Origin of the sequence: Sphingomonas yantingensis (assembly GCF_014199325.1) — a bacterium.
Lineage (GTDB): Bacteria > Pseudomonadota > Alphaproteobacteria > Sphingomonadales > Sphingomonadaceae > Sphingomonas > Sphingomonas yantingensis.
In genome coordinates, this window is record NZ_JACIJJ010000001.1 from 568,901 (window position 1) to 595,206 (window position 26,306).

At 68.6% G+C, this 26,306-nt stretch carries 22 protein-coding genes; 10 read left to right on the top strand and 12 right to left on the bottom strand.

Translation table 11 applies throughout. The annotated features are described in order from the left end of the window. Positions 1 to 28 precede the first annotated feature (28 nt). From FHR19_RS02890 to FHR19_RS02915, 6 genes are all read left to right on the top strand, one after another. Positions 29 to 3,073, top strand: a complete 3,045-nt coding sequence (locus FHR19_RS02890) for a TonB-dependent receptor (RefSeq protein WP_184024065.1) — start codon at positions 29 to 31, stop codon at positions 3,071 to 3,073. 72 nt (positions 3,074 to 3,145) lie between these two features. Continuing rightward, entirely contained in the window at positions 3,146 to 4,678 is a 1,533-nt protein-coding gene (locus tag FHR19_RS02895; RefSeq protein WP_184025786.1) for a tryptophan halogenase family protein, read from the top strand. Beyond that, positions 4,678 to 5,385 carry a SapC family protein gene (locus tag FHR19_RS02900; RefSeq protein ID WP_184024067.1) on the top strand — a complete coding sequence of 236 codons (708 nt, stop codon included), beginning with the start codon at positions 4,678 to 4,680 and terminating at the stop codon, positions 5,383 to 5,385. Before FHR19_RS02895 ends, FHR19_RS02900 begins: the two co-directional genes overlap by 1 nt. Continuing rightward, a complete protein-coding gene (locus FHR19_RS02905; protein ID WP_184024070.1) occupies positions 5,378 to 6,406 on the top strand; it encodes a cupin-like domain-containing protein in 1,029 nt (342 codons plus the stop codon). Before FHR19_RS02900 ends, FHR19_RS02905 begins: the two co-directional genes overlap by 8 nt. Further along, positions 6,403 to 7,899 carry a tryptophan halogenase family protein gene (locus FHR19_RS02910; RefSeq protein ID WP_184024073.1) on the top strand — a complete coding sequence of 499 codons (1,497 nt, stop codon included), beginning with the start codon at positions 6,403 to 6,405 and terminating at the stop codon, positions 7,897 to 7,899. Before FHR19_RS02905 ends, FHR19_RS02910 begins: the two co-directional genes overlap by 4 nt. Positions 7,900 to 7,904: 5 nt before the next feature. Beyond that, positions 7,905 to 8,951: a LacI family DNA-binding transcriptional regulator gene (locus tag FHR19_RS02915; protein ID WP_184024075.1), complete on the top strand. Its 1,047-nt coding sequence runs from the start codon at positions 7,905 to 7,907 to the stop codon at positions 8,949 to 8,951. Positions 8,952 to 9,119: 168 nt separating this feature from the next. On the opposite strand, the gene FHR19_RS02920 is transcribed toward FHR19_RS02915, so the two are convergent. The 12 genes from FHR19_RS02920 to FHR19_RS02975 all read right to left on the bottom strand — a co-directional run bounded on the left by FHR19_RS02920 (position 9,120) and on the right by FHR19_RS02975 (position 20,526). Beyond that, positions 9,120 to 9,377 carry a hypothetical protein gene (locus FHR19_RS02920; protein ID WP_184024078.1) on the bottom strand — a complete coding sequence of 86 codons (258 nt, stop codon included), beginning with the start codon at positions 9,375 to 9,377 and terminating at the stop codon, positions 9,120 to 9,122. Positions 9,378 to 9,496: 119 nt separating this feature from the next. Further along, positions 9,497 to 9,736: a hypothetical protein gene (locus FHR19_RS02925; protein WP_184024081.1), complete on the bottom strand. Its 240-nt coding sequence runs from the start codon at positions 9,734 to 9,736 to the stop codon at positions 9,497 to 9,499. Then, positions 9,733 to 10,140 carry a class I SAM-dependent methyltransferase gene (locus FHR19_RS02930; RefSeq protein ID WP_184024084.1) on the bottom strand — a complete coding sequence of 136 codons (408 nt, stop codon included), beginning with the start codon at positions 10,138 to 10,140 and terminating at the stop codon, positions 9,733 to 9,735. The genes FHR19_RS02925 and FHR19_RS02930 overlap by 4 nt, the downstream gene beginning before the upstream one ends. Further along, complete coding sequence (locus tag FHR19_RS02935; protein WP_184024087.1) at positions 10,137 to 10,334, bottom strand: hypothetical protein; 198 nt, start codon at positions 10,332 to 10,334, stop codon at positions 10,137 to 10,139. Before FHR19_RS02935 ends, FHR19_RS02930 begins: the two co-directional genes overlap by 4 nt. A gap of 113 nt (positions 10,335 to 10,447) precedes the next feature. Continuing rightward, positions 10,448 to 11,128 (bottom strand): response regulator transcription factor, encoded by a 681-nt coding sequence (locus tag FHR19_RS02940; RefSeq protein WP_184024090.1) that lies wholly within the window; start codon positions 11,126 to 11,128, stop codon positions 10,448 to 10,450. Next, positions 11,128 to 13,818, bottom strand: coding sequence for a sensor histidine kinase (locus FHR19_RS02945; protein ID WP_184024093.1), 2,691 nt, complete (start codon positions 13,816 to 13,818; stop codon positions 11,128 to 11,130). Before FHR19_RS02945 ends, FHR19_RS02940 begins: the two co-directional genes overlap by 1 nt. Further along, complete coding sequence (gene kdpC, locus FHR19_RS02950) at positions 13,818 to 14,390, bottom strand: potassium-transporting ATPase subunit KdpC (protein ID WP_184024095.1); 573 nt, start codon at positions 14,388 to 14,390, stop codon at positions 13,818 to 13,820. Before kdpC ends, FHR19_RS02945 begins: the two co-directional genes overlap by 1 nt. A gap of 103 nt (positions 14,391 to 14,493) precedes the next feature. Then, positions 14,494 to 16,521, bottom strand: coding sequence for a potassium-transporting ATPase subunit KdpB (kdpB, locus tag FHR19_RS02955; protein ID WP_184024097.1), 2,028 nt, complete (start codon positions 16,519 to 16,521; stop codon positions 14,494 to 14,496). Between the two features lie 14 nt (positions 16,522 to 16,535). Next, positions 16,536 to 18,239, bottom strand: coding sequence for a potassium-transporting ATPase subunit KdpA (gene kdpA, locus FHR19_RS02960; RefSeq protein WP_184024100.1), 1,704 nt, complete (start codon positions 18,237 to 18,239; stop codon positions 16,536 to 16,538). Between the two features lie 15 nt (positions 18,240 to 18,254). Further along, the gene (gene kdpF, locus FHR19_RS02965) at positions 18,255 to 18,344 is read right to left on the bottom strand and encodes a K(+)-transporting ATPase subunit F (RefSeq protein ID WP_184024103.1); all 90 of its coding nucleotides are present in this window, start codon (positions 18,342 to 18,344) and stop codon (positions 18,255 to 18,257) included. A 103-nt stretch (positions 18,345 to 18,447) separates the two neighbouring features. Next, the gene (locus FHR19_RS02970; RefSeq protein ID WP_184024106.1) at positions 18,448 to 19,296 is read right to left on the bottom strand and encodes a TorF family putative porin; all 849 of its coding nucleotides are present in this window, start codon (positions 19,294 to 19,296) and stop codon (positions 18,448 to 18,450) included. A 141-nt stretch (positions 19,297 to 19,437) separates the two neighbouring features. After that, positions 19,438 to 20,526 (bottom strand): Gfo/Idh/MocA family protein, encoded by a 1,089-nt coding sequence (locus tag FHR19_RS02975; RefSeq protein ID WP_184024109.1) that lies wholly within the window; start codon positions 20,524 to 20,526, stop codon positions 19,438 to 19,440. Positions 20,527 to 20,555: 29 nt separating this feature from the next. On the opposite strand from FHR19_RS02975, the gene FHR19_RS02980 reads away from it, so the two are divergent. The 4 genes from FHR19_RS02980 (at position 20,556) to FHR19_RS02995 (ending at position 26,218) form a co-directional block, all read left to right on the top strand. Further along, entirely contained in the window at positions 20,556 to 21,449 is an 894-nt protein-coding gene (locus FHR19_RS02980; protein WP_184024112.1) for an aldo/keto reductase, read from the top strand. After that, positions 21,446 to 22,519: an LLM class flavin-dependent oxidoreductase gene (locus FHR19_RS02985; RefSeq protein WP_184024115.1), complete on the top strand. Its 1,074-nt coding sequence runs from the start codon at positions 21,446 to 21,448 to the stop codon at positions 22,517 to 22,519. Before FHR19_RS02980 ends, FHR19_RS02985 begins: the two co-directional genes overlap by 4 nt. A 6-nt stretch (positions 22,520 to 22,525) precedes the next feature. Then, a complete protein-coding gene (locus FHR19_RS02990; RefSeq protein WP_184024118.1) occupies positions 22,526 to 23,758 on the top strand; it encodes an MFS transporter in 1,233 nt (410 codons plus the stop codon). A 75-nt stretch (positions 23,759 to 23,833) separates the two neighbouring features. Beyond that, entirely contained in the window at positions 23,834 to 26,218 is a 2,385-nt protein-coding gene (locus FHR19_RS02995; RefSeq protein WP_184024120.1) for a TonB-dependent receptor, read from the top strand. Positions 26,219 to 26,306 lie beyond the last annotated feature (88 nt).

Genomic DNA, 26,306 nt, shown 5'->3' on the forward strand with positions numbered 1-26,306 from the left:
CGCGCGGGTTAAAAGGGGAGGAAAGGGCATGTTGAGCGTCCGTGCTCGTCAGTTTTCGCGATTCGCCGTCGGTGCGTCGCTGATCGTTCTGGGCGGTGTGCCGTCGATCGCCATGGCGCAGGATGCCGCCGCGACGATGGGTGCCCCCGGACCCTCCGACATTCAGGATGCCGCTCCGGCCGAGGAAGCTGGCGACGATATCGTCGTCACGGGCATCCGCGCCTCGCTGCGCGAGGCCGTCGATATCAAGCGCAACGCGCAGGGCGTGGTCGACGCGATCTCGGCCGAGGATATCGGCAAGTTCCCCGACACCAACCTGGCCGAGTCGCTCCAGCGCATCACCGGCGTGTCGATCGATCGCTCGAACGGCGAGGGTTCGACCGTCACCGTCCGCGGCTTCGGCCCCGAATACAACCTCGTCACGCTGAACGGTCGTCAGATGCCGACCTCGACGCTGGGCGACGGCGCCAGCGCGCCCAATTCCCGCTCGTTCGACTTCGCGAACCTCGCGTCCGAGGGCATCGCCGCGGTCGAGGTGTACAAGACCGGCCGCGCCGCGGTGCCGTCGGGCGGCATCGGCTCGACGATCAACATCCGCACGCCCCGCCCGCTCGACCGCCCCGGCTTTCGCGGCTCGATCGCCGCGCGCGGCGTGCTCGACACCTCGCGCAACGAGGGCAACCCGATCACCCCCGAAGTGTCGGGGATCGTGTCCAAGACCTTCGGCGACGACCGTTTCGGTATCGTCCTGTCGGGCACGTACCAGCGCCGCAAGGCGAGCGTGAACTCGGCCAGCGTCGGCTTCCGCGACGGCTTCCTCGGCTCGGAGAATAACTGGGGCACGTTGCCGCAGAACGGCACGCCGGGGTCGGAGCGGATCACCAACCGCCCGGGTCCGAACGACGTCTATGAGATCCCGCAGAGCGCCGCCTACGACCTGCTCGACATCGACCGCGAGCGGATCAACGGCCAGCTCGTGCTTCAGGCAAAGCCGACCGACAGCCTGACCGCGACGGTCGACTTCACCTATTCGTCGAACCGGGTCGAGGTGCGCGACAGCAGCGTCGGCATCTGGTTCAACTTCGGCAACACCTCGTCCGAGTGGACCAACGGCCCCGTCGCCGGCCCGGTTTTCTATTCGGAGCAGTTCGATCCGGGCAAGGACCTGTCCTATTCGCAGTCGCTGACCGCGAACAAGTCGATCAACAAGTCGCTGGGCGGCAACCTGACCTGGGATGCGCCGGGCGGCGTCACCGTCTCGCTCGATGTCCACCACTCGACCGCGGAATCGAAGCCGACCAACGATTACGGGTCGAGCACGTCGATCGGCGGCGCGATCTTCGGCGTGCAGTCGCAGCGGATCGACTTCACCGGTGACCTGCCGATCATCAACTACCAGATGTATCCGGGGATCGACCCGCTCAACCCGTCGCTCATCACGCCGACGGGCAATGCGTTCCGCAACGCGTATTTCAAGGACACGATCAATCAGGTGCAGCTTAAGGGTCATTACGACCATGACGGCGGCTTCCTCGACAGCATCGATGCCGGCTTCTCGTTCGTCGACAATCAGGTCCGCTCGGCCTACGGCTTCATCCAGAACGAGACTTGGGGCGGCGTCGATCCGCGCGGCCAGTCGTTCGGCGCCGCGGCGGTGCCCGACGACTTCTTCAAGCAGGTGACGCTGCCCGACAAGTTCAAGGGCTTCGACGGGAGCGGCGGGCTGCCGCCGGCGATCTACACCTTCAATTTCGAGCAGATGGCCGAGCTTCTCCGCTCGCAGTACAATATCTGCTCCAACCCGCAGACGGGCACGGTCCAGCAGGGCACCTGCCTTGCCAATTACACCGTCGACCGGCGGATCGGCGAGAAGACGATCTCGCCCTTCATCCAGGGCAATTTCAGCTTCGACGTGAACGGCAACCCGGCGCACATCATCGCCGGCGTCCGCTACGACCAGACCAACGTCAATTCGTCGGCGCTGGTGCCGATCCCGGTGGGCACGCGCTGGACCGGCGCCAACGAGTTCGCGCTGATCTATTCGCCCAATTCGGCGTTCACGACGTTCAAGGGCAGCTACGCCAACTGGCTGCCGGCGATCGACTTCGACATCGAGCCGGTGCGCAACGTCAAGCTGCGCGCGTCGTACAGCCACACGATCACCCGTGCCGACTATGCCAGCCTTCAGGGCGGGCTGGAGCTCGGGTCCAACCCGCGTATCGGCGGCGGCACCGGGTCGCTCGGCAACCCCAACCTCGTCCCCTACAAGTCGAAGAACATCGATCTGTCGGCCGAGTGGTACTACACCCGCGAAAGCTACATCTCGGTCGGTTATTTCAACAAGGATGTCAGCAACTTCATTGGCACGACCCAGGTAGACCAGTCGGCGTTCGACCTGCGCAATCCGGGGTCCGGCCCGCGCTATCGCGCGGCGGTCGCGGCGCTCGGCACCACCGATGCGGTGCGCGTGCGCGACTATATCCTGCGCAACTATCCGGGATCGTCGCAAGTAACCGGTACGACGCAGGCGGGCGATGCCACGTACCTGACGGGCAACATCAACGGCCTGCCCGAGGACGACCTGTTCAACTTCCAGGTGACGCAGCCGTTCAACAGCGATCAGACCGCCAACATCAACGGCTGGGAGTTCGCGATCCAGCATCGCTTCTGGAACACGGGCCTCGGCGTTCTTCTCAACTACACGATCGTCAACGGCGATACGCAGTATGACAACGCGCTCGACCCCAATGTCGGCCAGTTCGCGCTGGTCGGGCTGAGCGACACCGCCAATGCCGTCGCCTACTATGACAAGAACGGCATCCAGGCGCGTATCGCGTACAACTGGCGCGAGGGCTTCTATGCCGGCGGCGCGTTCGATCCGACCTATGTCGAGGATTACGGCCAGTTCGACGCCAGCGCGAGCTGGGAGTTCGTCAAGGGCCTGACGGTCTTCGCCGAAGGGATCAACATCACGAACTCGAACCGCCGCGGCCATCGCCGGTCGGAGAACTTCGTGACCTTCGCGCAACCCGGCTATGCCCGCTATCAGGCTGGCCTGCGGCTGAACTTCTAAGAGGCCAAGGGGGGCGGGGTGGCGTTTTTCGCTGCCCCGCGGCACAGTCGCGGCGATGAGGAACGGGCGCTCGTGTCGGGTTCGGTGAAGCGGATCGTGATCGTCGGCGGCGGCACCGCCGGCTGGCTGGCCGCCGCGCGCATTGCCGCGGCGGCGCGGCCGGACACGCTGAACGTGACGCTGATCGAGGCGCCCGACATTCCGACGATCGGGGTGGGCGAGGGGACGTGGCCGACGATGCGCCGCACGCTCTCGCGCATAGGCATCATCGAGGCCGAGTTCCTGACCGCCTGCGACGCGAGTTTCAAGCAGGGGTCGCGCTTCATCGGCTGGCGCGACGGGCGCGATGCCTATCACCACCCGTTCACCCCGCCAGTCGAGGGATCGGCGGGCGCGCTCATGGCGGGCTGGGACGGCGAGGGTGCGTTCGCCGATGCCGTGTGCGCACAGCCGTCGGTGGCCGAGCGCGCGCTTGCCCCGCGCCAGCCGGCGATGCCCGACTATGCCGGGGCGGTGAACTATGCCTATCACCTCGATGCGGGGAAGTTCGCAGGCCTGCTGCGCGCCCACGCGACCGAGCGGCTGGGCGTCGTCCACGTCGCCGATCATGTCGAGCATGTGGTGCCGGGCGAGGGTGACACGATCGCCGCGGTCGCGACTCGTACGAACGGCGACATCGCGGGTGACCTGTTCATCGACTGCACCGGCCATGCCGCGCTGCTGATCGGGGGGCATTATGGCGTGCCCTTCGTCGACCGGTCGGACGTGCTGTTCAACGACCGCGCGCTGGCGGTGCAGGTGCCCGTCGCGCCCGGATCGCCGATCACCGCCGTCACCGACGCGACCGCGCACGAGGCGGGCTGGATCTGGGACATCGGCCTGCCGACGCGGCGCGGGGTCGGATGCGTCTATGCGTCCGCGCATATGAGCGACGATTGCGCGGCGGCGGTGCTGACCGATTATCTGCGCCGCACCGCGCCCGATTGCGATCCGGCGGCACTGTCGTTCCGCCAGCTTCAGTTCCGGTCGGGGCATCGCGAGCGATTCTGGGTCGGCAACTGTCTGGCCATCGGCCTCTCGGCGGGGTTCCTCGAACCGCTGGAGGCCTCCGCGATCGTGCTGATCGAGCTGAGCCTCGACGCGCTGGTCGAGGATTTTCCGGCCGATCGCGCCGCGATGGCGGGGGCGGCACGGCGGTTCGATGCGCGCTTCCGCCAGCGGTGGGACCGGATCGTCGCGTTCCTCAAGCTGCACTACGCGCTGAGCGAGCGGCAGGGGCCCTATTGGCAGGCGCATCGTGACCCCGCGAGCGTGCCGGGCGACCTAGCAGAGATGCTGACCCGCTGGCAGCACCGCGCGCCGATGCCGAGCGACTTCGAAGCGGTGGACGAGCTGTTCCCCGCTGCCAGCCATCAGTACGTCCTCTATGGCATGGGTGCGCCCGTGCCCCCGCCGCCCGCGATGCGGGTCGAGGACGAGACGGCGGTCGCCGAGCGGATGGCACAGCTTCGCCAGCGCGCGCGCACGCTGACCGCCAGCCTGCCCACGAACCGCACCTATCTCGACAATCTGGCGGCCCGGCCGCTTCTCAAGGAAGCACGCTGATGGCCAACCACGCGATCCTCGACCCCGAACGCCACCGCGACCTGCGCGTCGCCGCCGGCTATGGCGCGGGATACGGCGACACGCTGATGAGCGCGATCGCCGTCCCCGACGAGTTTCGGCGGGTGCAGAACGACTATCCGATCCTGTTCCGCCACGACCTCGAGGCTGATCGCTTCGACGCGCTGGCGATGTTCGGGTTCGAGGGGGGCGAGAACCTGTATCTCGACGGCGATCGCTGGGATGCCGGTGCGCTGCCGCTGTCGGTCGAGATCCGACCGTTCCTGATCGGCCGAACGGCGCAAGGGCAGGGGCAGGTGCATCTCGACCTCGACAGCCCGCGGATCGACCCGACGGGCGTGCGCGTGTTCGACGAGGAGGGCGCGCCGACACCCTATCTGGAGGCGGTGATCGAGAAGCTGCGCGCGCTCGACACCGGCCACCACCGCGCGGCCGAGTTCTTTGCCGCGTTGAAGCGCCACGACCTGCTCGAACCTCTGACGCTCGACGTGACGCTGGCCGACGGGGCGCGCCACCGGCTGATCGGCTATCACGTGATCGACGAGGCGAAGCTGGCGAGACTCGACGACGCCAGCGTCGCCGAACTGCACCGCGAAGGGCATCTGATGCCGATCTTCATGGCGCTCGCGTCGCTCACCAACCTCTCCGGCCTGATCGCACGCAAGAACCGGCGGAGCGGCCATGGCTGAGGCCGACCCCGCCATCACTGCCGCGCTGCCCGCGGTGCGGGAAGTCGAGGCGCGCGACGCCGCGACGCTCGACCGCCTGCTGGCCGAGGCGGAGGCGCCGTTCGTCGTTCGCGGCCTCGTGGCCGACTGGCCGCTGGTACAGGCGGGGCAGCGCTCGGCAGGCGAAGCGCGGGCGTATGTGCTCGCCCATGCAAGGCAGTGCGCGTTCCCGGTGTCGGTGGGCGGAGCGGCGGACGGGCGCCTGTTCTACGATGCGGCCATGGCGATGAACTTCCGCATGATGAATGCCGGGCTCGCCGAAATCTTCGCGCGGATCGCGGAGGGCGAGGCGAGCGGCGGCGGGCCGGCGATCTATCTCGGCTCGATCGACCTTCACGACTATTTCGACGGGCTGCACGCCGCCAACCATGTCGACCTCGGCGAGCGGGCGGCGCTGGCGAGCATCTGGATCGGCACGCGGACACGCATCGCCGCGCATAACGACGTACCGCACAACCTCGCCTGCGTCGCCGCGGGCCGCCGCCGCTTCACGCTGTTCCCGCGCGATCAGTTCACGAATCTCTATCTCGGCCCGGTCGACAATACGCCCGCCGGCCGCGCGATCAGCATGGTCGACCTCCACGCGCCGGACCTCGACCGCTTCCCGCGCTTCGCCGATGCGCTGGCCGCAGCGACCGTCGCCGATCTGGAGCCGGGCGATGCGATCCATATCCCGGCGCTCTGGTGGCACCATGTCGAGGCGCTCGATCCGTTCAACATCCTCGTCAACTACTGGTGGCGCGAGAGCCCGCGCTGGCTAGGGCATCCGCAGGACGCGCTCAACCACGCGCTGCTGGCGATTCGCGACCTGCCCGACGACGAAAAGGCACACTGGCGGCAGATGTTCGATCACTATGTCTTCGGCGACCGCGAGGCAGCGGCCGCGCATATCCCGGCGAGCGCACGCGGCGTGCTCGATCCGCTGACGCCCGAAACGGCGGGGCGGCTGCGCGCCTATCTCCTCCGGCAGCTCAGCCGATGAGCCCGAAGCGCATCGTCGTCGCCGGGGGCGGCACCGCGGGGTGGATGGCCGCCGCCGCGATCGCGCGGACGATGGGCGGCGCGGCGACCGTGACGCTCGTCGAATCCGAAGCGATCGGCACCGTCGGCGTCGGCGAATCCACCATCCCGCCGCTCGTCACCTACAACCGCCTGCTCGGCATCGACGAGGCGGCGTTCATGCGGGCGACCAACGCCACCTTCAAGCTCGGCATCCTGTTCGACGGGTGGCGCGACGGCCAAGACCGCTATTTCCACAGCTTCGGCGTGACGGGGAAGGATCACTGGGCCGCCGGCTTCCAGCATTACTGGCTGAGCGGGCTGGAGCGTGGGCAGGACGCCTCGTACGACGATTATTGCCTCGAACTTGTCGCCGCGTTGCAGGGCCGGTTCGCGCACCTGCCCGACAATTCGCTCAACTATGCCTATCAGCTCGATTCGAACGCTTATGCCCGCTTCCTGCGAGGAATGGCCGAGGGCGACGGCACGGTCCGCATCGACGGGCGGATCGCCGAGGTCGAGCTGGACGGTGGCACCGGCGACATCGCCGCGCTGGTGCTGGACGGCGGGCGGCGGATCGAGGGCGACCTGTTCCTCGACTGCACGGGCTTTCGCGCGCTGCTGATCGAAAAGGCGCTGCACGCCGGCTATGACGACTGGAGCCACTGGCTCCCCTGCGACAGCGCGATCGCGGTGCAGACCGAGAATGTCGGCCCGCCCGTCCCCTATACGCGCGCGATGGCGCACGATGCGGGGTGGCAGTGGCGCATCCCGCTCCAGCATCGCACGGGCAACGGCATCGTCTGGTGCAGCCGGTACCTCACTCGCGAGGCGGCGCTCGAACGGCTGCTCGGCAATGTCGAGGGGCGGGTGCTGACCGAGCCCAATCATCTGTCGTTCCAGACCGGCGCGCGGCGTAGGCAGTGGCATCGCAACTGCATCGCCATCGGCCTGTCCGGCGGGTTCATGGAACCGCTCGAATCTACCAGCATTCACCTGATCCAGCGGGCGATCCTGCGGCTGGTGCGGATGCTGCCGCTCGGCCCGGTCAATCCCAGCGACGTGGCCGAGTTCAACGACCAGCAGCTCACCGACATGGTCCAGATCCGCGATTTCCTGATCCTCCATTACAAGGCGACCGACCGCCGCGATTCCCCCTTCTGGCGGCAAGCGGCGGCAATGGACGTGCCGGAGACGCTGGCTCAGAAGATCGCGCTGTTCCGCGAGACGGGCCGCGTGTTCCGCCGGAACGAGGAACTGTTCGCCGAGAATAGCTGGGTGCAGGTGATGCTGGGGCAGGGGATCGTACCGCAATCCTGGCATCCGATCGCCGCGAAGCTGAGCGACGACGAACTCGCGCGGTTCCTCGGCAGCATCCGCGAGCAGGTGGCGCGCACCGTCGCGACGCTGCCGAGCCACGCGGCTTATGTTTCACGCTATTGCGGGGCGACCGCGCCCGCCGAAAAGGCCGCCTGATCCCCATGGCCAGACGCCGCCAGGCGGTGACGATCAAGCATGTCGCGGCCGATGCCGGGGTATCGCTCCAGACCGTCAGCCGCGTCATCAACAAGGAAGCCAGCGTCCGGCCGGAAATGGCCGAGCGCGTGCAGGCGTCGATCGACAAGCTTGGCTACGTCCCCTCGATCGCGGCGCAGCGGATGGGCGGGTCGCGCAGCTACCTGATCCTCGCGCTCAACGACCGCGAGCGGACGATCGCCGACTGGCGCGAGCGGCAGGGTACCGACTGGGTCGATCAGATGATGCTGGGCGGCATGGTGAAGGCGGCCGAGCATGGCTATCGCCTGATCGTCGAGCTGGTCGATACGCACAGCGACCATATCGAGCGCGAGCTGTCGGCGGCGCTGGCGGCGCTTCGCCCCGACGGCGTCATCCTGACCCCGCCGCATTCGGAAAACCCGCTGATCCTGAAGCTGCTGGAGGCGCAGCATGTCAGCGTCGCGCGGATCGGATCCCTGCGCGACGGCTACGGCTTTGCCCTCACGATGGACGACGAGCGGGCAGGCCGGCTGGCGACGGCGCATCTGGCCGAACTCGGCCACGCACGCATCGGCTTCATCGCCGGACCGGAGGCCTATGAGCTGAGCGGCTGGCGGATCGAGGGCTGGCGCCAGGCGATGGCGGCGGCGGGGCTGGGGACCGAAGGGCTGCTGGCGCGCGGCGACTTCGGCTACGAATCCGGGCTGGCGGCGACCGGGGCGCTGCTGGATGCGGGCGCGACGGCGATCGTCGCGAGCAACGACCGGATGGCGCTGGCGGTGCTGGAAGTCGCGCGCACCCGCGGGCTGTCGATACCGGGCGATCTGTCGCTGGTGAGCTTCGACGACACGCCGATCGTCCGCTTCACTCACCCGCCGCTGACCGCAGTGGTGCAGCCAATCGCCGAAGTGACCGCACGTGCTGTCGAGCGGATCATCGCCGAGCAGGCGGGCGGCGAGTTCGATCCGGCCCCGGAGGTGGTGCCGGCCAGCCTGACGATCCGCACCTCGACCGCGCCGCCCGGCCAATAAGAAGCCCGGCGGTTCGACCCGCCGGCCCCCCTTGCACAAAAGAAGATGCCCGGCGGGGACACCGCCGGGCTAAGGGGTTGCCTGGGAGCTCTAGGCACGTCCGCAACTATAACACCTATCGGGACGATGGGAATATAGAAGCGGCTCGGCGGCCTGAAGCTCACCTAATCAAAGCGCGTTGGCGACCCCGTTCTCGAGCGGCGTCGCCGCATTCAGGTCGGCGGCGTTGTCGACCGGGCCGATCGTGTTGAGATCGCTGGCGTTGAGCGAGGCGTCACCATAATTGCCCGCGTCGAGCGTGTCAGTGGTGTTGAGGTCGTCGGTTTGCTCGACATTGGCGACTTCGCTGTTGCCCGTGGCGGTCCCGCCGCAGGCGGCGAGCGTCAGCGAGGAAAGGGCGATGGCGGCGAAAACGGTCTTCTTCATGGCTTCTCCTTTGCGCCCGCCGGGCCGGCGACCCCCTTTCGCGAGCAGCGCCGTGTATCGCCGATCGCCTATCTAGTCGATATGACTTGCGTTAAGCGGTGGATAGTCGGGCTTTCCCGTCAGCGCCGCCGTCGCCGCCGCTGATGGATCGCCGCGGCCATGGCCGGGTGCCCGTGCCGCTCGGCGCGCATCAGGATGAGGAGCCGGTTGCCGCTGAGCGCCAGGATGATGCCCGCAACGGCGGCGGCCATCCATAGCGCGGTCAGCGACGACCCGTCATGGTCGCACAGCCGTCCCAGGCAGCCTGTCGACGCCAGCGCAAGGCCGGCGATCCGCCAGCGGCGGTCGCGGCGCGTCATGGCCGGTCCCCGATGATCCGCTCGCCCGCCCCCAGCGAAGCGACGATCGCGCGGTCGTGGCAGAGGAGGATTTCGGCGGGTGCCTCGACCTCGTCCCGTAATCCCTCGACCGGATCGGCGACGTCGAAGGCGATGCCGATCGCCGGATCGTGCAGCTTCGCCGCCGCGGCGCGCGCGCGGCCGATCAGCGCGGGGGAGGTGTCGATCCCGCGTCCTTCGATGGCGGTGAAGCCGAGCGCGCGGGCATGGCGCAGCGCCTGGATGAGGAGCGCGCCCGCGCCGCAATCGGCATCGACGATGCGGACGGCGCGGCGCTTGGCATGGCGCAGGCTGGCCAGCGCCTCGCCGATCGCGGGCCAGCGCGGGTCGTGGCGCGCGGTCCGGCTGATCGCGGCGGCGGTCATGCCAGCGCCACCAGCGGCTGCGCGGCCATCGCCACGGCGAGGTGATGGATCTCCGCCTCGTCGCGCGCGAAGCGGATCGCGGCGCGTTCGGTGGTGAAGCGGCCCTCGATGCCGCCGGTACCGTCCTGCACCAGCCAGCGGCCGGCGGCGTCCTGTCCCACGAAGATCGTGGGGATGGTGTCGTTCAAGGTCATGGAAAGCGGACCCGTTCGTGAAACGGGCAACGCTGCCCGCCCATGCGAATTACGGCGCGGCGCATAGGCTTTCGAGGTCGAAGCGCGGCTATCGCATAGCGCGCGCGTAGCGTTCAGGCGTCGGCGCGCAGGCGATATCCGACGCCGAGTTCGTTGGCGATGACGCTGCCGACGGGCGCGGGCGCCTCGATCTTTTGCCTCAGGTTGCGTACGACGATGCGCAGATACTCGATCCGCGGATCCTCGTCGCCGCTCCACGCCGCGGCGATCATTCGGTCGTGGGTGACGACGCGGCCGATGTGGCGGGCGAGGACCGCGAGCACGTCGTATTCCTTACGCGTCAGATGCACTTCCTCGCCGCCGCGCGTCACCAGCCGGCGGTCGAAGTCGATGGCAAGGTCGCCGCGCGTCACCGTGGCGGCGGGGGCGGCGGGCGCGCGGTGGCGCAGCGCGACGCGAAGGCGCGCGAGCAGTTCCTCGGTATCGAACGGCTTGGTCACATAATCGTCGGCACCGAGGTCGAGCGCCGCCACCTTCTCGTCCGTCGCCTCCCGCGCGGAAACAACGAGCAGCACGCCATGCTCGCGCTGGAGGAGAGGGATAAGGCCGAGCCCGTCGCGATCGGGCAGGCCGAGGTCGAGGAGGATCGCGTCCGGGTGCGACGCGTTCGCCTCCGCGATCGCGCCCGCGCCGTTCACTGCTTCGACCACCGCATAGCCCGCTCGTGCGAGCGTGTTGCGAAGCAGGCGGCGGATCGCGGCGTCGTCGTCGACGATGAGGACGGTGGCGGGCATCAGGTCAGCTTCTCCTGCGCCGGCTCGCGCACGATCAGCGCGGCGGGGAAGGTGAGGGTGAAGGCGGCGCCTTCGCCGTCCGGGCGGTTGGCGGCGGTCACGGCCATGCCCATCGCCTCGGCGAATGCCTTGACGATGGCGAGGCCGAGGCCGGTGCCACCGATCGCGCGGTCCGACCCCTCGAACCGGCGGAACGTCTCGAACACCTCCCCCTCGCGCCCGGGGGGCAGCCCGGGGCCCTGGTCGAGCACTGACAGCCGCATCTCGCCATAATGGTGCCGCCCCTCGACGACGATCTCCGTTCCCGGATCGCCATAGCGCCCGGCATTATCGAGCAGGTTGAGGAGGCAGTGGTGCAGCAGCTGCGGGTCGGCGCGGACGAGCGGCAGGTCGGGCGGCACGTCGAGCCGGACGGCGTGCCCCTCCAGCGAGCGGCGCGCATCGTGCGCGGCACCCGCGACAGCGTCGGACAGGTCGACGGGCTCGACCGCCAGCTTCAGCGCGCCCGCCTCCACCCGCGCCATATCGAGCAGGTTGGCGACGAAGCGATTAAGGCGCGCCGCCTCCGCCTTGATCGTCGCGGCGAGCTGGGGCGTGTCGCCATGGCCCAATTCGTCGGCAGCGGCGATGACGGCGGTCAACGGCGTGCGCAGGTCGTGGCTGACCGAGGAGAGGAGCGCGGCGCGAAGGCGGTCGCGCGTCCGCACCGCCTCGACATCGCGCATCTCGCTTTCGAGGCGCAGGCGCTCGAGCACTAGCGACGCCTGATCGATCAGGCCGGCGAGCAGCGGCAGGCGGTCGGCGCGCACCGGATCGCCCGCGCCCTCGGCAGCGATGCCAAGAACGGCAAGCGTCCGGGTGCCCGCGCGCAGCGGCTGGAACAGCCAGTCGGAGGCGGTGAGCGTCCCCGATCCGCGCCCCGCGCTTGTGCCGGTGTCGAGCGCCCAGGTCGCGGCGGCCATGTCCATCGTGTCGAGGCGATAGTCGGGCCGCGTCGCCGCCTGTACCGCCAGCCCGCCGCCGGGGCCGGCGGCGAGCAGCACCACCTGCGCATCGAACAAGCGGCCGACATCCTGGCAGATCAGCCGCGCCGCCTCCGCCGGATCGTTGGTCGCCGACAATTGGTGCAGGAATCCTGCCAGCGCGGCGTTGGTCCGCGCGCTGGCGGCGGCGAGATCGGCCTGAGAGCGGACGCGGGCGGTGAGTTGGCTTGTGGCGATCGCGACGCCCAACAGGACGAAGATCGAAACGATATTTTCGGGATCGCTGACGGTCAGCGTGCCGGTCGGCGGCAGGAAGAAGAAGTTGTACGCAAGGCTCGACGCCACCCCGGCGAACAGGCCTGTGCGCAGGTTGTAGAGGCTCGCCGCCGCCATCACCGGCAGCAGATAGAGCAGCGCGACGTTGCCGAGCTCGAGGATGTGGAACAGCGCGGTCGCCAGCGCCGTGACCGCGGCGACCGCGGCAAGGCTGATCGCATAGCCGACCGGCGAGCCCCATCCCTCGCGCCCCACCGGACGGCGGCGGGCGGCGGGCAGGGGCTGCGCCTCGTTGGGCAGGACGTGAACGGTGACGCCCGGCGTCTCTCGCACCAGCCGGTCGACGACCGAGCCGTGCCGCCACTCGAACCAGCGCGATCGGTTCGACTTGCCGACGACCAGCTGCGTCGCGCGCGCGTCGGTGAGGTACGCCTGGATGCCCGCGACGACGTTCGCGGCGGGTACGGTCGCGACGGCGCCGCCGAGCTGCGTCGCCAGCGTCATCGTCGCGGCGACGCGCGCGTGTTCGGCATCGCCGAAATGCTGGGTGCGCGGGGTTTCGATGAAGATCGCGGTCCATGGCGCACGAAGGGCGTCGGCGACGCGTTTTGCCGCGCGGACGAGGCCGTCGGCGCCTGGCTGCTCGCTGACCGCGACGACGATCCGCTCGCCCCCCGCCCAAGTGCCGCCGACGCCGAGGCCGCGGACATGGTCGAGGATCTGCGCATCCACCGCCTGTGCCGCGCGGCGGAGCGCCAGTTCGCGCAGCGCCGACAGGTTGGATTTGGAAAAGAAATGGCCGAGCGCGCGGGTTGCTTCCTGCGGCAGATAGACCTTGCCCGCCTTTAGCCGCTCGATCAGCTCGTCGGGGGGAATGTCGACGACCTCGATCTCGGCCATTTCGAGGATGCGGTCGGGCACCGTCTCGCGCACCCGCACGCGGGTGAAGCTGGCGACGACGTCGTTGAGGCTTTCGACGTGCTGGATGTTGATCGTGGAATAGACGTCAATGCCGGCGGCCAGCAGTTCCTCGACATCCTGATAGCGTTTGGGATGACGGCTGCCCGGCGCATTGGTGTGCGCGAGTTCGTCGACCAGCGCGAGGCGGGGGGCGCGGGCGAGAACGGCGTCGAGGTCCATTTCGTGGAGGGTGCGCCCCTCGTACGGGACGGCGCGGCGGGGGACTATCTCCTGCCCGCGCGTCAGCGCTTCGGTTTCGGCGCGGCCGTGCGTCTCAACCACCGCCACCACGGTATCGACGCCGTCGCGGCGGCGCGCGGCCCCCTCCGACAGCATCTCGAACGTCTTGCCGACGCCGGGGGCGGCGCCGAGGAAGATCTTGAGGCGTCCGCGCCCTTCCTGCGCGGCGGCGCGCAGGAGGGCGTCGGGGTCCGGCCGATCGCCGCTGGAGGAAAAGCCGGATACCGCCATCAGCGTCCGAGTTGGTCGAGCGCGCGATTGAGTGCAAGTACGTTGACGTGCGGATCGCCGAGCAGCGAGGTTTCGGTGTGCCTGGCGACCAGCGCGCGCACGGCCGGTTCCGACAGACCGCGCACCTTTGCGATGCGCGGCGCCTGGGTCAGCGCGGCGGCGGGCGACAGGTCGGGGTCGAGGCCCGAGCCGCTGGCGGTGACGAGGTCGGCAGGCAGCGGCGCGGCGACGCCCGCCGCGCGCTGTGCCGTCACGTCGGCCTTCACCCGGTCGACCAGCGCCTGGCTTGCGGGGCCGAGGTTTGAACCGGACGAGGCGAGCCCGTCATACCCCTTGCCCGCGGCGGAGGGCCGGGTGCGGAAATAGCGGTCGCTGGCAAACGCCTGTCCCACCACCGAGGAGCCGATGACGGTGCCCGCCCGATCGCGAATCAGGCTGCCGTTCGCCTGTGTCGGGAAAAGGAGCTGGCCGAGGCCGGTCATGGCGAAGGGGTAGGCGATGCCGAGAAGCGCCGCGAACAAGAGCGTCATGACGATCGCGGGGCGAAGGGCGGAGGTGATGTCTTTGTTCATGGCTGTTTCCCATCGTCACCCCAGCGAACGCTGGGGTCGGGTGCGGCAAGCGTGTGCTGCGAGGAGAGCGACCCCAGCTTTCGCCGGGGTGACGTGCGGACGGTCACGCGAGCCCGAGCCCGCCGACCAAAAGGTCGATGATCTTGATGCCGACGAACGGTGCGAGCAGGCCGCCAAAGCCGTAGACGGCGAGGTTGCGGGCGAGCAGCGGCCCCGCGGCCATCGGCTTGTACGCCACACCCTTGAGCGCGAGCGGCACGAGCAGCGGGATGATGATCGCGTTGAAGATGATCGCCGACAGGATTGCGCTTTCCGGGCTGGTCAGCCCCATCACGTTGAGCACGCCGAGCCCCGGATAGAGCGCGACGAACATCGCCGGGATGATCGCGAAATATTTGGCGACGTCGTTGGCGACCGAGAAGGTCGTCAGCGCCCCGCGCGTCATCAGCAGCTGCTTGCCGAGGCCGACGACCTCAATGAGCTTGGTGGGATCGCTGTCGAGGTCGACCATGTTCCCCGCCTCGCGCGCGGCCTGCGTGCCGGTGTTCATCGCGACGCCGACATCGGCCTGGGCGAGGGCGGGGGCGTCGTTGGTGCCGTCGCCGCACATCGCGACGAGCTTGCCGCCCTGCTGCTCCTTGCGGATCAGCGCCAGCTTGTCCTCGGGCGTCGCCTGCGCGAGGAAGTCGTCGACCCCCGCTTCGGCGGCGATGGCGGCGGCGGTGAGCGGGTTGTCGCCGGTGATCATCACCGTGCGGATGCCCATCGCGCGCAGTTCGCCGAACCGCTCGCGGATGCCGGCCTTCACCACGTCCTTGAGGAAGATCGCGCCCAGCAGCTTGCCGTCCTTCGCCACCGCCAGCGGCGTGCCGCCCGCGCGGGCGATCTCGTCGGTGATGCGGCGCAGTTCGGTCGCGGTCGCGGTTTCGCCAGAGCCCGGATTGGCCTTGAACACCGAATCGACCGCGCCCTTCTGGATGAGCGTGTCGCCGAAGCGGACGCCCGACACGCGCGTCTGCGCGGTGAAGGGGATGACCTCCGCTCCCTCCGGCATCGTCCGCTCGAGCCGGTGGCGTTCGCGGGCGAGGACGACGATCGAGCGGCCCTCGGGCGTCTCGTCGGCCAGGCTGGCGAGGAGTGCGGCCTCGGCCAGCTCGGCCTCGGTCGCGCCGCCGACGGGGCGGAACTCCGACGCCTGACGGTCGCCGATGGTGATCGTGCCCGTCTTGTCGAGGAGGAGCACGTCGACATCGCCCGCCGCCTCGACCGCGCGGCCCGATTTGGCGAGCACGTTGAAGCGGACGAGCCGGTCCATGCCTGCGATGCCGATGGCGGACAGGAGCGCCGCGATCGTGGTGGGGATGAGCGTGATGAGCAGCGCCGCGAGGATGGCGACGGGGATCGACCCGCCTGCATAGCTGGCGAAACCGGGGATCGTGCCCACCGCGATCAGGAAGATGATGGTCAGGCCGACGAGGAGGATCGTCAGCGCAACCTCGTTCGGGGTCTTCTGCCGCTCGGCGCCTTCGACCAGTGCGATCATGCGGTCGAGGAAGCCCTGGCCGGGATCGGCGGTGACGCGCACCTTGATCTGGTCGGAAATGACGCGCGTGCCGGCGGTGACGGCCGAACGGTCGCCGCCCGCCTCGCGGATCACGGGCGCGCTTTCGCCGGTGATCGCGGCTTCGTTGACCGATGCGACGCCCTCGATCACCTCGCCGTCGGCGGGGATCAGGTCGTTCGTTTCGACCAGCACCACGTCGCCCGAACGAAGCTGGCTGGCGGCGACGGGTTCGAGGGCGTCGCCCTTCACCCGCTTGGCGGTCAATTCGGCCTTGGTGGCGCGCAGCGAGGCTGCCTGCGCCTTGCCGCGCCCCTCGGCCAGCGCCTCGGCAAAGGTGCCGAACAGGACGGTGAGCCACAGCCAGCCGGCCAGCTGCGCCTTGAATCCGAAGGTCAGGTCGTCATGGCCGATGACGAGCAGGATCGTCATCAGCGCCGCGACGACCGCGGTCACGAACATGACGGGATTGCGGACCAGCTCGCGCGGGGAAAGTTTGAGGAACGAGGCCTTGATCGCCGGCACGACGAGGTCGGCGGTGAACAGGCTCTTGGCTTGGGTGTTCGCCATCGGTGGCACCCCTGTCAGGACAATTGGCCGCGGATCATCGCGAGATGATCGGCGATGGGACCGAGCGCGAGGCTCGGCAGGAAGGTGAGACCGCCAAGGATCAGGACGATGCCGACGAGCAGCCCGACCCAGAGCGGACCGGTGGTCGGGAACGACCCGGCGCTTTCGGGCACGTACTTCTTGCTCGCGAGGCTGCCGGCGATCGCCAGCATCGGCACGATGATGAAGAAGCGGCCGACCCACATCGCGACGCCCAGCAGCCCATTGTAATAGGGCGTGTTGGCAGTGAGGCCGGCAAAGGCCGATCCGTTGTTCGCGACCGCGCTGGTGAAGGCGTACAGGATCTCGCTGAACCCGTGCGGCCCCTTGTTGAGCGGCCCGGCCAGCCCCTGCTCGAGTACCGACGACAGGGCGGCAAGGCCGAGGATCATCAGCGGCAGGACAGCGATGGCGAGGACGGCGAGCTTCACCTCGCGCGCCTCGATCTTCTTGCCGACATATTCGGGGGTACGCCCGACCATCAGGCCCGCGACGAACACCGCGAGGATCGCGAAGAGGAGGAAGCCGTAGATCCCTGCGCCGACGCCGCCGATCACGACTTCGCCCAATTGCATGTTGAACAGCGGGATCATGCCGCCCAGCGCCGTGAAGCTGTCGTGCATCGCGTTGACCGCGCCGCACGAGGCCGCAGTGGTGACGACCGAGAAGAGCGCGCTGGCGGCGATGCCGAAGCGCACTTCCTTGCCCTCCATGTTCCCACCCGCGACGCCGAGGCCGTGGAGCACGGGATTGCCGGCGGCTTCCTGCCAATAGGTGACGGTGACGCCGGCCAGGAACAGGATCACCATAGCCGACAGGATCGCCCAGCCCTGACGCGTATTCCCGACCGCCTTGCCGAACGTCCAGGTAAGGCCGAAGCCCACGACGAAGATCGACAGCATCTGGACGAGGTTGGTGAGCGCGGTCGGGTTCTCGAACGGGTGCGCGGAATTGGCGTTGAAGAAGCCGCCGCCATTGGTGCCGAGCATCTTGATCGCTTCCTGGCTGGCGACGGGGCCGAGCAGCAGCGACTGCTTCGCGCCCTCCAGCGTGGTCACGTCGACGACGCCGGCCATCGTCTGCGGCACGCCGCTGGCGATCAGGAACAGCGTGTAGAGGATGCAGGCGGGGAGCAGCAGGTAGAGCGTGACGCGCGTCGCATCGGCCCAGAAATTGCCGATCGTCGCGGTGCTGCGCCGCGCGAACCCGCGGAACAGCGCGAAGGCGAGCGCGATGCCGGTCGCGGCCGACAGGAAATTGTGGATCGTCAGCCCCAGCATCTGGCTGAGGTTCGACATGGTGCTCTCGCCGCCATAGCTCTGCCAGTTAGTGTTGGTGGTGAAGCTGACCGCGGTGTTGAAGGCGAGGTGCGGCGACAGGCCCGCCAGCCCCTGCGGATTGCCGGGCAGCACGCCCTGAAGCCGCAGCACCGCATAGGTGAAGGCCATCAGCACGAAGTTGAACAGGAGCATGTGGAGCGCGTAGCGGCGCCACGATTGCTCGGCGTCGGGGTCGATGCCCGCGAGCTTGTAGAAACCGCGCTCGACGGGGCCGAGGACGAGGTGGAGCGGCGTGCGCCGCCCCTCGTAAAGCGCGAACAGCCACGCGCCCACGGGTTTGGTGAGCAACAGCAGGATCGCGGTGAAGCCCAGGATCAGGGCCCATCCGGCAAAGGTCATGGGATGCGCTCCTTTCTAGAAGCGCTCGGGGCGGATCAGCACCGCCACGAGATAGAGGAGAAGGCCGACCGCGGTCAGGCCGGCGAGCATGAGGTCGAGCGTCATCGCGTCACCTCACGCCTTGTCCGCCAGCCGGGCATAGGCGAGCGTCGCCGCCAAGAGCCCGAGCATGACGAGGATCCAGGGAAGATCGTCCACTCGTCCCTCCTCAGAACGCGGCGGTCAGCGACGCGACGAGCGTGCTGCCGGCGATGTTGCCCGTGCCGTCCTGCCCCTTGCTGAAGCTGGGGCGCAGATACGCGGCGTCGCGGTCGGAGATGTCGGTGTCGACCCACGAAAGATTGAGCGTCAGGTTGCGGTAGGTGACGTCCGCGCCCAGCGACCAGTCCCAGTAGCTGCCCGTCGGCGTGACCGCGGTGGCGTTGGGGCCGAGGCCGTTCTGTCCCCAGCCGTGCCCGACATGCGCCTTCGCCGTGATCGGGGTGCCGAGGATCGCGAACGCGCCGTCGCCGGACACGTAGAGATTGTCGTCCTTCGCGCCCGGCGAGGTATAGACGCCCGCGGCGGCATCGGCGCCGGTGCGGTACCAGCGGCCGATCGCCTGCTGCTTCGGCGCATAGGCGACGCCCGCGGTCAGCGTTGCGGGGCCGGCGGTGCCGGTCAGCTTGACATAGGGTTCGGCGAAGTCGGTCTTGTCCGCGCCGCCGGGGTAGAGATACCAGGTCAGCCCGACGTCGAGCGTCGCATTGTCGGCCAGCTTCGCCTTGTAGCCCGCGATCAGGTCGAGCTCCATGTTCGCGCCGCCGAACGTGCCCCAGCCGGCGAGGTTCGAGCCCCAGGTGCCGACATAGACGCCGCTGTCATGCGCGATCGTGATGCCGCCCTGGATCGCCATTTCCTGATCGCTCTGCGAGACGCCGCGAAAGCGATAGTCGGACGCGATCGTGGCCGAGCCGCTGATCGTCACCGGCGGGGGCGGGGCGGTCTCGTCCTGCGCATGGGCAAGCGTGGGCAGCGCCAGCAGCGCCACCGCGACCGACGATTTGAGGATATGCATGGAAGAACCCCGATTGGGGCGCCGCCGACCATTCGGGGCACCCTCACCGACGCGCGATTAGGCCCTGCGCGCGTAGCAATTCGAGTTCGATTCCGGGGTTTCGCATAGTGCCGGCATAGTGCTGGCGCCATGGCGAGGGGGTCAGAGCCCCAGTTCGGCCATCTCCACGACGCGGTGCTCGCGCGCGCTGATTTCTGCCGCCGCGCCGATCGCGACGGCGCGCAGGCCGTCTTCGGCGGTCACCCGTACCGGCCCCTCGCCGCGCACGGCGGCGGCAAAGGCTTCGTGCTGATAATAGGTCGCGCCGTGGTGCGAACCCGCCGCCAGCGCCGCCGGATCGACCGCGACGTGCCGGCGCTCCACCGCCTTGGGCATCCCGAAGCCGGTGCGCGGGGAAAAGACGAGGTCGCCGGGCGGGATCAGCACCTCGAGCCGGGCCTTGTCGCCGGTCGCCGCCATCTCCTCCTGATGCTCCGCCCCCTCGGCAAACATCGACAGGTCGAGCATCGCGCGCACGCCATTGGCGAAATCGACGACGGTATAGCTGTTGTCGATGATGTCAGGCCGCTCGCCGTCATAGCGCTCGTCCAGATGGTTCACGTCCATGCTGCCCGAGCAATAGACGCGCACCGGCTCGGCCGCGACGATCAGGCGCATCAGGTCGAAGAAGTGGCAGCATTTCTCGACCATCGTGCCGCCGGTGTTGCGCGAAAAGCGGTTCCAGTCGCCGACCTTGGGCAGGAAGGGGAAGCGATGCTCGCGGATCGACAGCATCCGAAGCTGGCCGATCCGGCCGCCATGTACCTCCTCGATAAAGGCGGCTGCGGGGGGCATGAAGCGATATTCCATCCCGGTCCAGAACGGCGCGGCGCGCTCCGCCGTGCGCTCCACGATCCAGTGCGCATCGTCCATCGTCGTCGCCAGCGGCTTTTCGCAGAGGATCGCGGCATCGGTGGCGAGGAGCGGTTCGAGCACCGCGCGGTGCGTGAAATTGGGGGAGGCGACGACGACGGCATCGACCCGCGCCTCTCGTGCCATCGCCTCGGCACTCGCAAAGGCCTCGACCCCGCCCGCGCGGTCGCCGAGCGCATTGCGCGCCCAGTCGAGCGACGACGGCGTGGGATCGGCGATCGCCACGACTTCTGCCCCGGGCAGGATCGCGAGGTTGCGCAGATGCTCCACCCCCATCATCCCCGTGCCGACGATGCCGTAGCGAATGGTTGAAGCCATCGTTCAATCCCTAGTAGAAGGCCGGGCATATGACGCAACTCATCCCCGATCGCCAGCCCCGCCGCCTCGGCCGGAGCGCCCTTCAAGTCTCGCCCATCGCCTGGGGCATGTGGCGGCTGGACGGTAGCGTCGCCGAAGTGCGCGCGCGGATCGACGCCGCGCTGGAGGCGGGGATCACGCTGTTCGATACCGCCGACATTTACGGCTTCGGCTCGCCGATCGGGTTCGGCGGGGCGGAGGCTTTGTTCGGCCGGGCGCTGGCCGAGGACGCCTCGCTGCGCGACCGTATGGTGATCGCGACCAAGGCGGGCATCACTCCGCCGCGCCCCTATGATTCGAGTGCCGATTACCTCACCGCCGCCTGCGACGCCTCGCTCCAGCGGCTGGAGATTGACGTCATCGACCTCTACCAGATCCATCGCCGCGATTTCCTGACCCACCCGCAGGAGGTCGCTGCTGCGCTCACCCGGCTGGTCGAGGCGGGGAAGGTCCGCGCGCTCGGCGTCTCCAACCACAGCCCGGCGGAGCTGTCGGCGCTCCAGCATTTCCTCGACTTCCCGATCGTCTCGACCCAGCCCGAGTTTTCGCCGCTCAGGGTCCAGCCGCTCTATGACGGTACGCTCGATCAGGCGATGGCGGACGATATCGCAGTGCTCGCCTGGTCGCCGCTGGGCGGGGGGCGGCTGACCGATCCCGCGCATCCGGCGGCGGAACTGCTGGCCGAACAGGGCGCGGCGTATGGCACGGATGCGGTCGCGGCGGCGCTCAGCTGGGCGATGGTCCATCCCGCGCGGATCATCCCGATCGTCGGCTCGCAGAATCCCGCGCGCATCCGTGCCGCCGCCGACGCGCTTCGCGTCGAGTGGACCCGCGATGCTTGGTATGCGGTGATGCAGGCGGGGACGGGCGAGGCGCTGCCGTGACCGCGCTGCCCCCCTGCGAGGTTAGCTGGTTCTCGGCGCTCTGCGACGACGATTACGAGTTTCTGGGCGTCCCCGACCCAAAGCTCAGATCGAGCTTCGAGCATTGCCGCGATATCGTGTTCCAGGCCGAAAGCGGGGGGTTCGACAACATCCTCCTCCCCTCGGGCTATGCGCTCGGCATCGACACCACGGCCTTTGCCGCGGCGATCGCGGTGCTGGTGAAGCGTATCCGCCTGCTGATGGCGGTCCGCATCGGCGAAAGCTGGCCGCCGCAGCTCGCACGCCAGATTGCGACGATCGACCGGCTGCTCGGGGGGCGCCTGACGGTCAACATCATCTCCAGCGACCTGCCCGGCGAGACGCTGGAGAGCGGCCCCCGCTATGCCCGCACGGTCGAGGCGATGGCGATCCTGCGCACGCTGCTGAACGGCGAGCATCTGGTGCATCGCGGCGAGTTCTGGAACCTCGACCTCGATCCGGCGGGCGTGACCACGGTGTCGGGCAAGTGCCCGCCCTTCTATTTCGGCGGCCTGTCGCCCGCGGCGAGAGAGGCGGCGGCGGAAGGGGCGGACGTGTACCTGATGTGGCCCGATACGATCGAGGGTGTGCGCGGCATCGTCTCCGACCTCGGCGCCCGCGCCGCGGCGAGGGGGCGTACCCTGAAGTTCGGCTACCGCGTCCACGTCGTCGTGCGCGAGACCGAGGCGGAGGCGCGTGCCGCCGCCGACCGGCTGCTCTCGAAGCTCGATGCCGCGACCGGCGCGGCGATCCGCGCCAAGTCGCTCGACAGCCAGTCGGCGGGCGTCGCGCGGCAGGCGCAGCTGCGCGAGGAAGCCGAGCGGCAGGACGGCTATATCGAGCCCAATCTCTGGACCGGCATCGGCCGCGCGCGTTCGGGTTGCGGCGCGGCGATCGTCGGCGATCCCGACCAGGTGCTCGCCAAGCTCAATGCGTACCGGGCCGAGGGCATCGAGGCGTTCATCCTGTCGGGCTATCCGCATGCGGCGGAAGCGGACCTGTTCGCGCGGCATGTGCTGCCAAGGCTCGACCATGGTCCGCTTCATGTCTGATTGCGCGTGAGGATTTCGCCCGCCCGCGCGTGGCTGCTGTTCGCGCTGTTGTGCGCGGCGGGCATCTTCAACGCGATGGATCGGCCGATCATCGCGATCCTGAAGCCCGACATGTCGGCGGAGTTCGGCTGGAGCGACGCCGATTTCGGCCGGCTGGCGGCGATCACGCAGTTCGCCGCGGCTTGCTCGTTCCTGTTTACCGGCTGGATGATCGACAGGCTGGGCGTGCGCCGATCGTTGCTGGTCGGCGTGACCGCGTGGAGCATTGCCGCGGCCGCGCATGGCTGGGCCTCGACGGGGTGGCAGGTGGTCGCCGCGCGCATCGGCCTCGGCGCGACGGAGGCGGTGCAGACGCCGCTGACGATCAAGACCGTCGCGACGTTGTTCGGGACGAAGATGCGCAGCCTGGCGATCGGCGCGGGGACGCTGATCGCGGCGCTCGGCACGATCGCGCTGCCCTTCTTCATCCCGTTCCTCGCCGCCAACTGGGGCTGGCGCGGGTCGTTGATCTTTGCCGGCGCGGGCGGGTTCGTCATCCTCGCGCTGTGGTGGGTCGCCGCGCGCGGGATCGTGTTCGACGACAAGGCAGAGGATCCCGCCCTCGACTATGCCGATGACGGGCGCCCCTATGGCCCGATCCTGACCGAGCGGCGGACTTGGGCGGTTGTCGTTGCCAAGGCGATTTCGGACTCGACCTGGTGGCTGCTCAATTTCTGGCTGCCCGATTTCTATCGCCGCGTCTTCGGCCTCTCGACTGAGGGGCTGGCCAAGCCGCTGGCGATCGCGTTTCTTGGCTCGGGCCTCGGCGCGCTGTTCGCGGGGTGGCTGTCGGGGCGGCTGATCGAGCGCGGCTGGGTACCCGCGCGCGTGCGCCGGGCGGTGATGCTGGGGTCGGCGCTACTCGTGCTGCCGGTCCCGGTCGTGCTGGGGTTCGGCAACCTCTGGGCCGTGGCGACGATGATGGGCGTCGTGCTGGCGGCGCATCAGGGGTTTTCGCTCAGCATCTTTGCGACGATCACCGATATCGTGCCGCGGTCGAAGGTTGGGCGCGTCACTGCGTTCGGCGCGTTCTGCGGCAATCTCGGCGGCGTCGCGATCGTCTGGGTGACGGGCGAGGTCTTGGCGGGGGGTGCGGGCTATGTGCCCGTGTTCGTGTTCGCCGCGGTCTCCTACCTCATCGCGTTCGCCTGGCTGCGCGTCATGCTGCCCGCGGGGCCTAAAGCCGCGGTGGAGGGCTGACCAACGATTACTTTATTCCCATAAAAGCGCTCGGGTTTAAGAGGGCCGACAACCAAGGGACGAGGGGGATTGCCGATGACTGCCGCATTCGCACGCACGCTGGCCGCCGCGATGGGGCTGGCGCTCGCCACCACCTCGACCGCCGCGCTGGCGCAGCAGACGCCGCCGCCCGCCGCCGAGCCGGAAGCGGAAGAGGGCCGCGCCGACATCGTCGTCACCGCACAGAAGCGCGAGGAGCGGCTTCAGGACGTACCGATCGCCGTCTCGGTCGTGCCGGGCAGCCTGATCGCCAATCAGGGCGGCATCAACCTGGAAAGCGCGCAGTACCTCGTCCCCACGCTCAATTTCCGGAAGTCGGGCACCAGCCTCAACCAGTCGCTGTTCCTGCGCGGCGTCGGCACCTCGACCTTCTCGATCGCGGGCGAGCCCTCGGTGTCGACCGTCGTCGACGGCGTGGTCTATTCGCGCGCGGGCGAGGCGTTCAGCGACCTGGTCGACATCGACCGGATCGAGGTGCTGCGCGGGCCGCAAGGGACTCTGTTCGGCAAGAACGCTTCCGCCGGCGTCATCAACATCGTCAGCAAGAAGCCCGGGCGCGAGTTCGCCGGCTATGCCGAGGGCGGTTTCTATTTCGACGACGGCACCGAATATCGCGCGCGCGCCGCGATCGACGTGCCGCTGGGCGAGAAGGCGGCGACGCGAATCACCGGCTTCTACAGCGACTATGACGGCAACCTGTTCAACGACGCGCCCGGCGTTCAGGACCGCGTTAATGGCTTCAAGCGTTGGGGCGTGCGCGGCATCCTCGTCGCCGATCCGACGCCCGACGTGACGGTCACGCTGATTGGCGACTATCGCAAGGCGCGCGACAATTGTTGTGCCGAGGTGATAGGCACGACGCCGACCAACCTCGCCGCGCAGATCCTGCCGACCCCGCGCGGCACGGAGACGCGGACCGTGCGCCAGAACCTCGTCACCTCGACCAACGAGGAGAGCTATGGCGGCTCGCTACAGATCGACGCGACGCTTGGGCGCAACACCGTCACTTCGATCACCGCATGGCGCAGCTATGCGAACGAGGAGATCCGCGACGGCGACTGGCTGGCGGCGCCCTATGCCAATGCCGGCCTCAACGAGCTGCACGATTTCGGGCCGCAAACGGGCGAGACGTTCAGCCAGGAACTGCGCCTGACCTCGCCCACCGGCGACCTCATCGAATATACCGGTGGCCTGTTCTACAGCCGGGCAGAAAGCGAGCGCGACTTCACCCGCAACGACGTGGTGTGCGCGCCGAACCAGACGGCGCTGACGCCCTGCACCGCGACCGGCATCGCCGTGACGCGGCCGACCGGCACTGCCAATTTCGGGTCGGTGTTCAAGAACATGGCCGCGTTCGCGAGGTTCAGCGTGAACGTCAGCGACCGCTTCCGCCTGCTCGGCGGCCTGCGCTTCACGCACGATCAGCTCGACGTGTTCCACATCCGGCGCACGACGCTGGCCGGGCCGGGCATCCAGCCCAATTTCGACCAGGGCGTGTACGACCGCTATACCCAGCTCGTGGCCGGTGGTACCTCCCCCACCGCGGCGGCGACGGCGGCGGTGGCGGCCTCGAACGGCGTGCCGTTCCGGACAAAGACGACCAACGACAACTGGTCGGGCATGGCCGGCGCGCAGTTCGACCTGACGAAGCGTAACACGCTCTACGCCAGCTGGACGCGCGGCTATAAGGGGCCGGCGTACAACATCTTCTTCAACCTGACCGGCACCGGCACCAACGTGATCGAGCCCGAAACGGTCGACAGCTACGAGGCGGGGCTGAAGAACACGTTCTTCGACGGCAAGCTCGTGCTGAACCTCGCCGGCTATTACGCCAAGTACGACAATTTCCAGGCGAACAACCCCGACGTGGTGGCGGGCGTGCTGGTCACGCGATTCACCAATGCGGGGCGCATCTCGACGCGCGGCGGCGAGTTCGACCTGATCTTCGCGCCGAGCCGCGACGTCACGCTTTCGGGCGGGCTTGCCTACACCGACGCGCATGTCGACCAGTTCCGCCAGCCGACGGGCACCGTCACCGGCGTGATCGCCAGCGGCACGCGGCTCGCCTACGCGCCGGAGTGGAAGGCGTCGCTGGCGGGCGACTGGCGCATCCGCACCGGCGGGGCGATCGACATCGGCCTGAATGCTAACGCATCGTGGCAGTCGGAACAGATCAGTCAGTTCGACGCCAACCCCGCGATCCGCGCGGCGACGACGATCGGCGACTATGCGCTGGTCGATGTGGCGGTGTCGGTGATCGAGGCGAAGGACCGCTTCCGCCTGGGCTTTCAGGTCAAGAACCTGTTCGATCAGACCTTTGCCGCCGCCATCACCTCGGGCGGGCCGGGGGGCAGCTATCGCTACATCATCCCGCGCGAGGCGGATCGGTATTTCGGGGTCATCGGGCGAGTGGCGTTCTGAGGGTCGAAGCCAAAACCGTCACCCCAGCGAAAGCTGGGGTCGCGAGCGACTCTTGCGACACACGATAACCGCGCGATCCCAGCTTTCG

Coding starts and splice junctions, on each gene's coding strand:
- FHR19_RS02890 (WP_184024065.1), top strand. CDS start 29: ATGTTGAGCGTCCGTGCTCGTCAGTTTTCGCGATTCGCCGTCGGTGCG.
- FHR19_RS02900 (WP_184024067.1), top strand. CDS start 4,678: ATGGCCAACCACGCGATCCTCGACCCCGAACGCCACCGCGACCTGCGC.
- FHR19_RS02905 (WP_184024070.1), top strand. CDS start 5,378: ATGGCTGAGGCCGACCCCGCCATCACTGCCGCGCTGCCCGCGGTGCGG.
- FHR19_RS02910 (WP_184024073.1), top strand. CDS start 6,403: ATGAGCCCGAAGCGCATCGTCGTCGCCGGGGGCGGCACCGCGGGGTGG.
- FHR19_RS02915 (WP_184024075.1), top strand. CDS start 7,905: ATGGCCAGACGCCGCCAGGCGGTGACGATCAAGCATGTCGCGGCCGAT.
- FHR19_RS02920 (WP_184024078.1), bottom strand. CDS start 9,377: ATGAAGAAGACCGTTTTCGCCGCCATCGCCCTTTCCTCGCTGACGCTC.
- FHR19_RS02925 (WP_184024081.1), bottom strand. CDS start 9,736: ATGACGCGCCGCGACCGCCGCTGGCGGATCGCCGGCCTTGCGCTGGCG.
- FHR19_RS02930 (WP_184024084.1), bottom strand. CDS start 10,140: ATGACCGCCGCCGCGATCAGCCGGACCGCGCGCCACGACCCGCGCTGG.
- FHR19_RS02935 (WP_184024087.1), bottom strand. CDS start 10,334: ATGACCTTGAACGACACCATCCCCACGATCTTCGTGGGACAGGACGCC.
- FHR19_RS02940 (WP_184024090.1), bottom strand. CDS start 11,128: ATGCCCGCCACCGTCCTCATCGTCGACGACGACGCCGCGATCCGCCGC.
- FHR19_RS02945 (WP_184024093.1), bottom strand. CDS start 13,818: ATGGCGGTATCCGGCTTTTCCTCCAGCGGCGATCGGCCGGACCCCGAC.
- kdpC (WP_184024095.1), bottom strand. CDS start 14,390: ATGAACAAAGACATCACCTCCGCCCTTCGCCCCGCGATCGTCATGACG.
- kdpB (WP_184024097.1), bottom strand. CDS start 16,521: ATGGCGAACACCCAAGCCAAGAGCCTGTTCACCGCCGACCTCGTCGTG.
- kdpA (WP_184024100.1), bottom strand. CDS start 18,239: ATGACCTTTGCCGGATGGGCCCTGATCCTGGGCTTCACCGCGATCCTG.
- kdpF (WP_184024103.1), bottom strand. CDS start 18,344: ATGACGCTCGACCTCATGCTCGCCGGCCTGACCGCGGTCGGCCTTCTC.
- FHR19_RS02970 (WP_184024106.1), bottom strand. CDS start 19,296: ATGCATATCCTCAAATCGTCGGTCGCGGTGGCGCTGCTGGCGCTGCCC.
- FHR19_RS02975 (WP_184024109.1), bottom strand. CDS start 20,526: ATGGCTTCAACCATTCGCTACGGCATCGTCGGCACGGGGATGATGGGG.
- FHR19_RS02980 (WP_184024112.1), top strand. CDS start 20,556: ATGACGCAACTCATCCCCGATCGCCAGCCCCGCCGCCTCGGCCGGAGC.
- FHR19_RS02995 (WP_184024120.1), top strand. CDS start 23,834: ATGACTGCCGCATTCGCACGCACGCTGGCCGCCGCGATGGGGCTGGCG.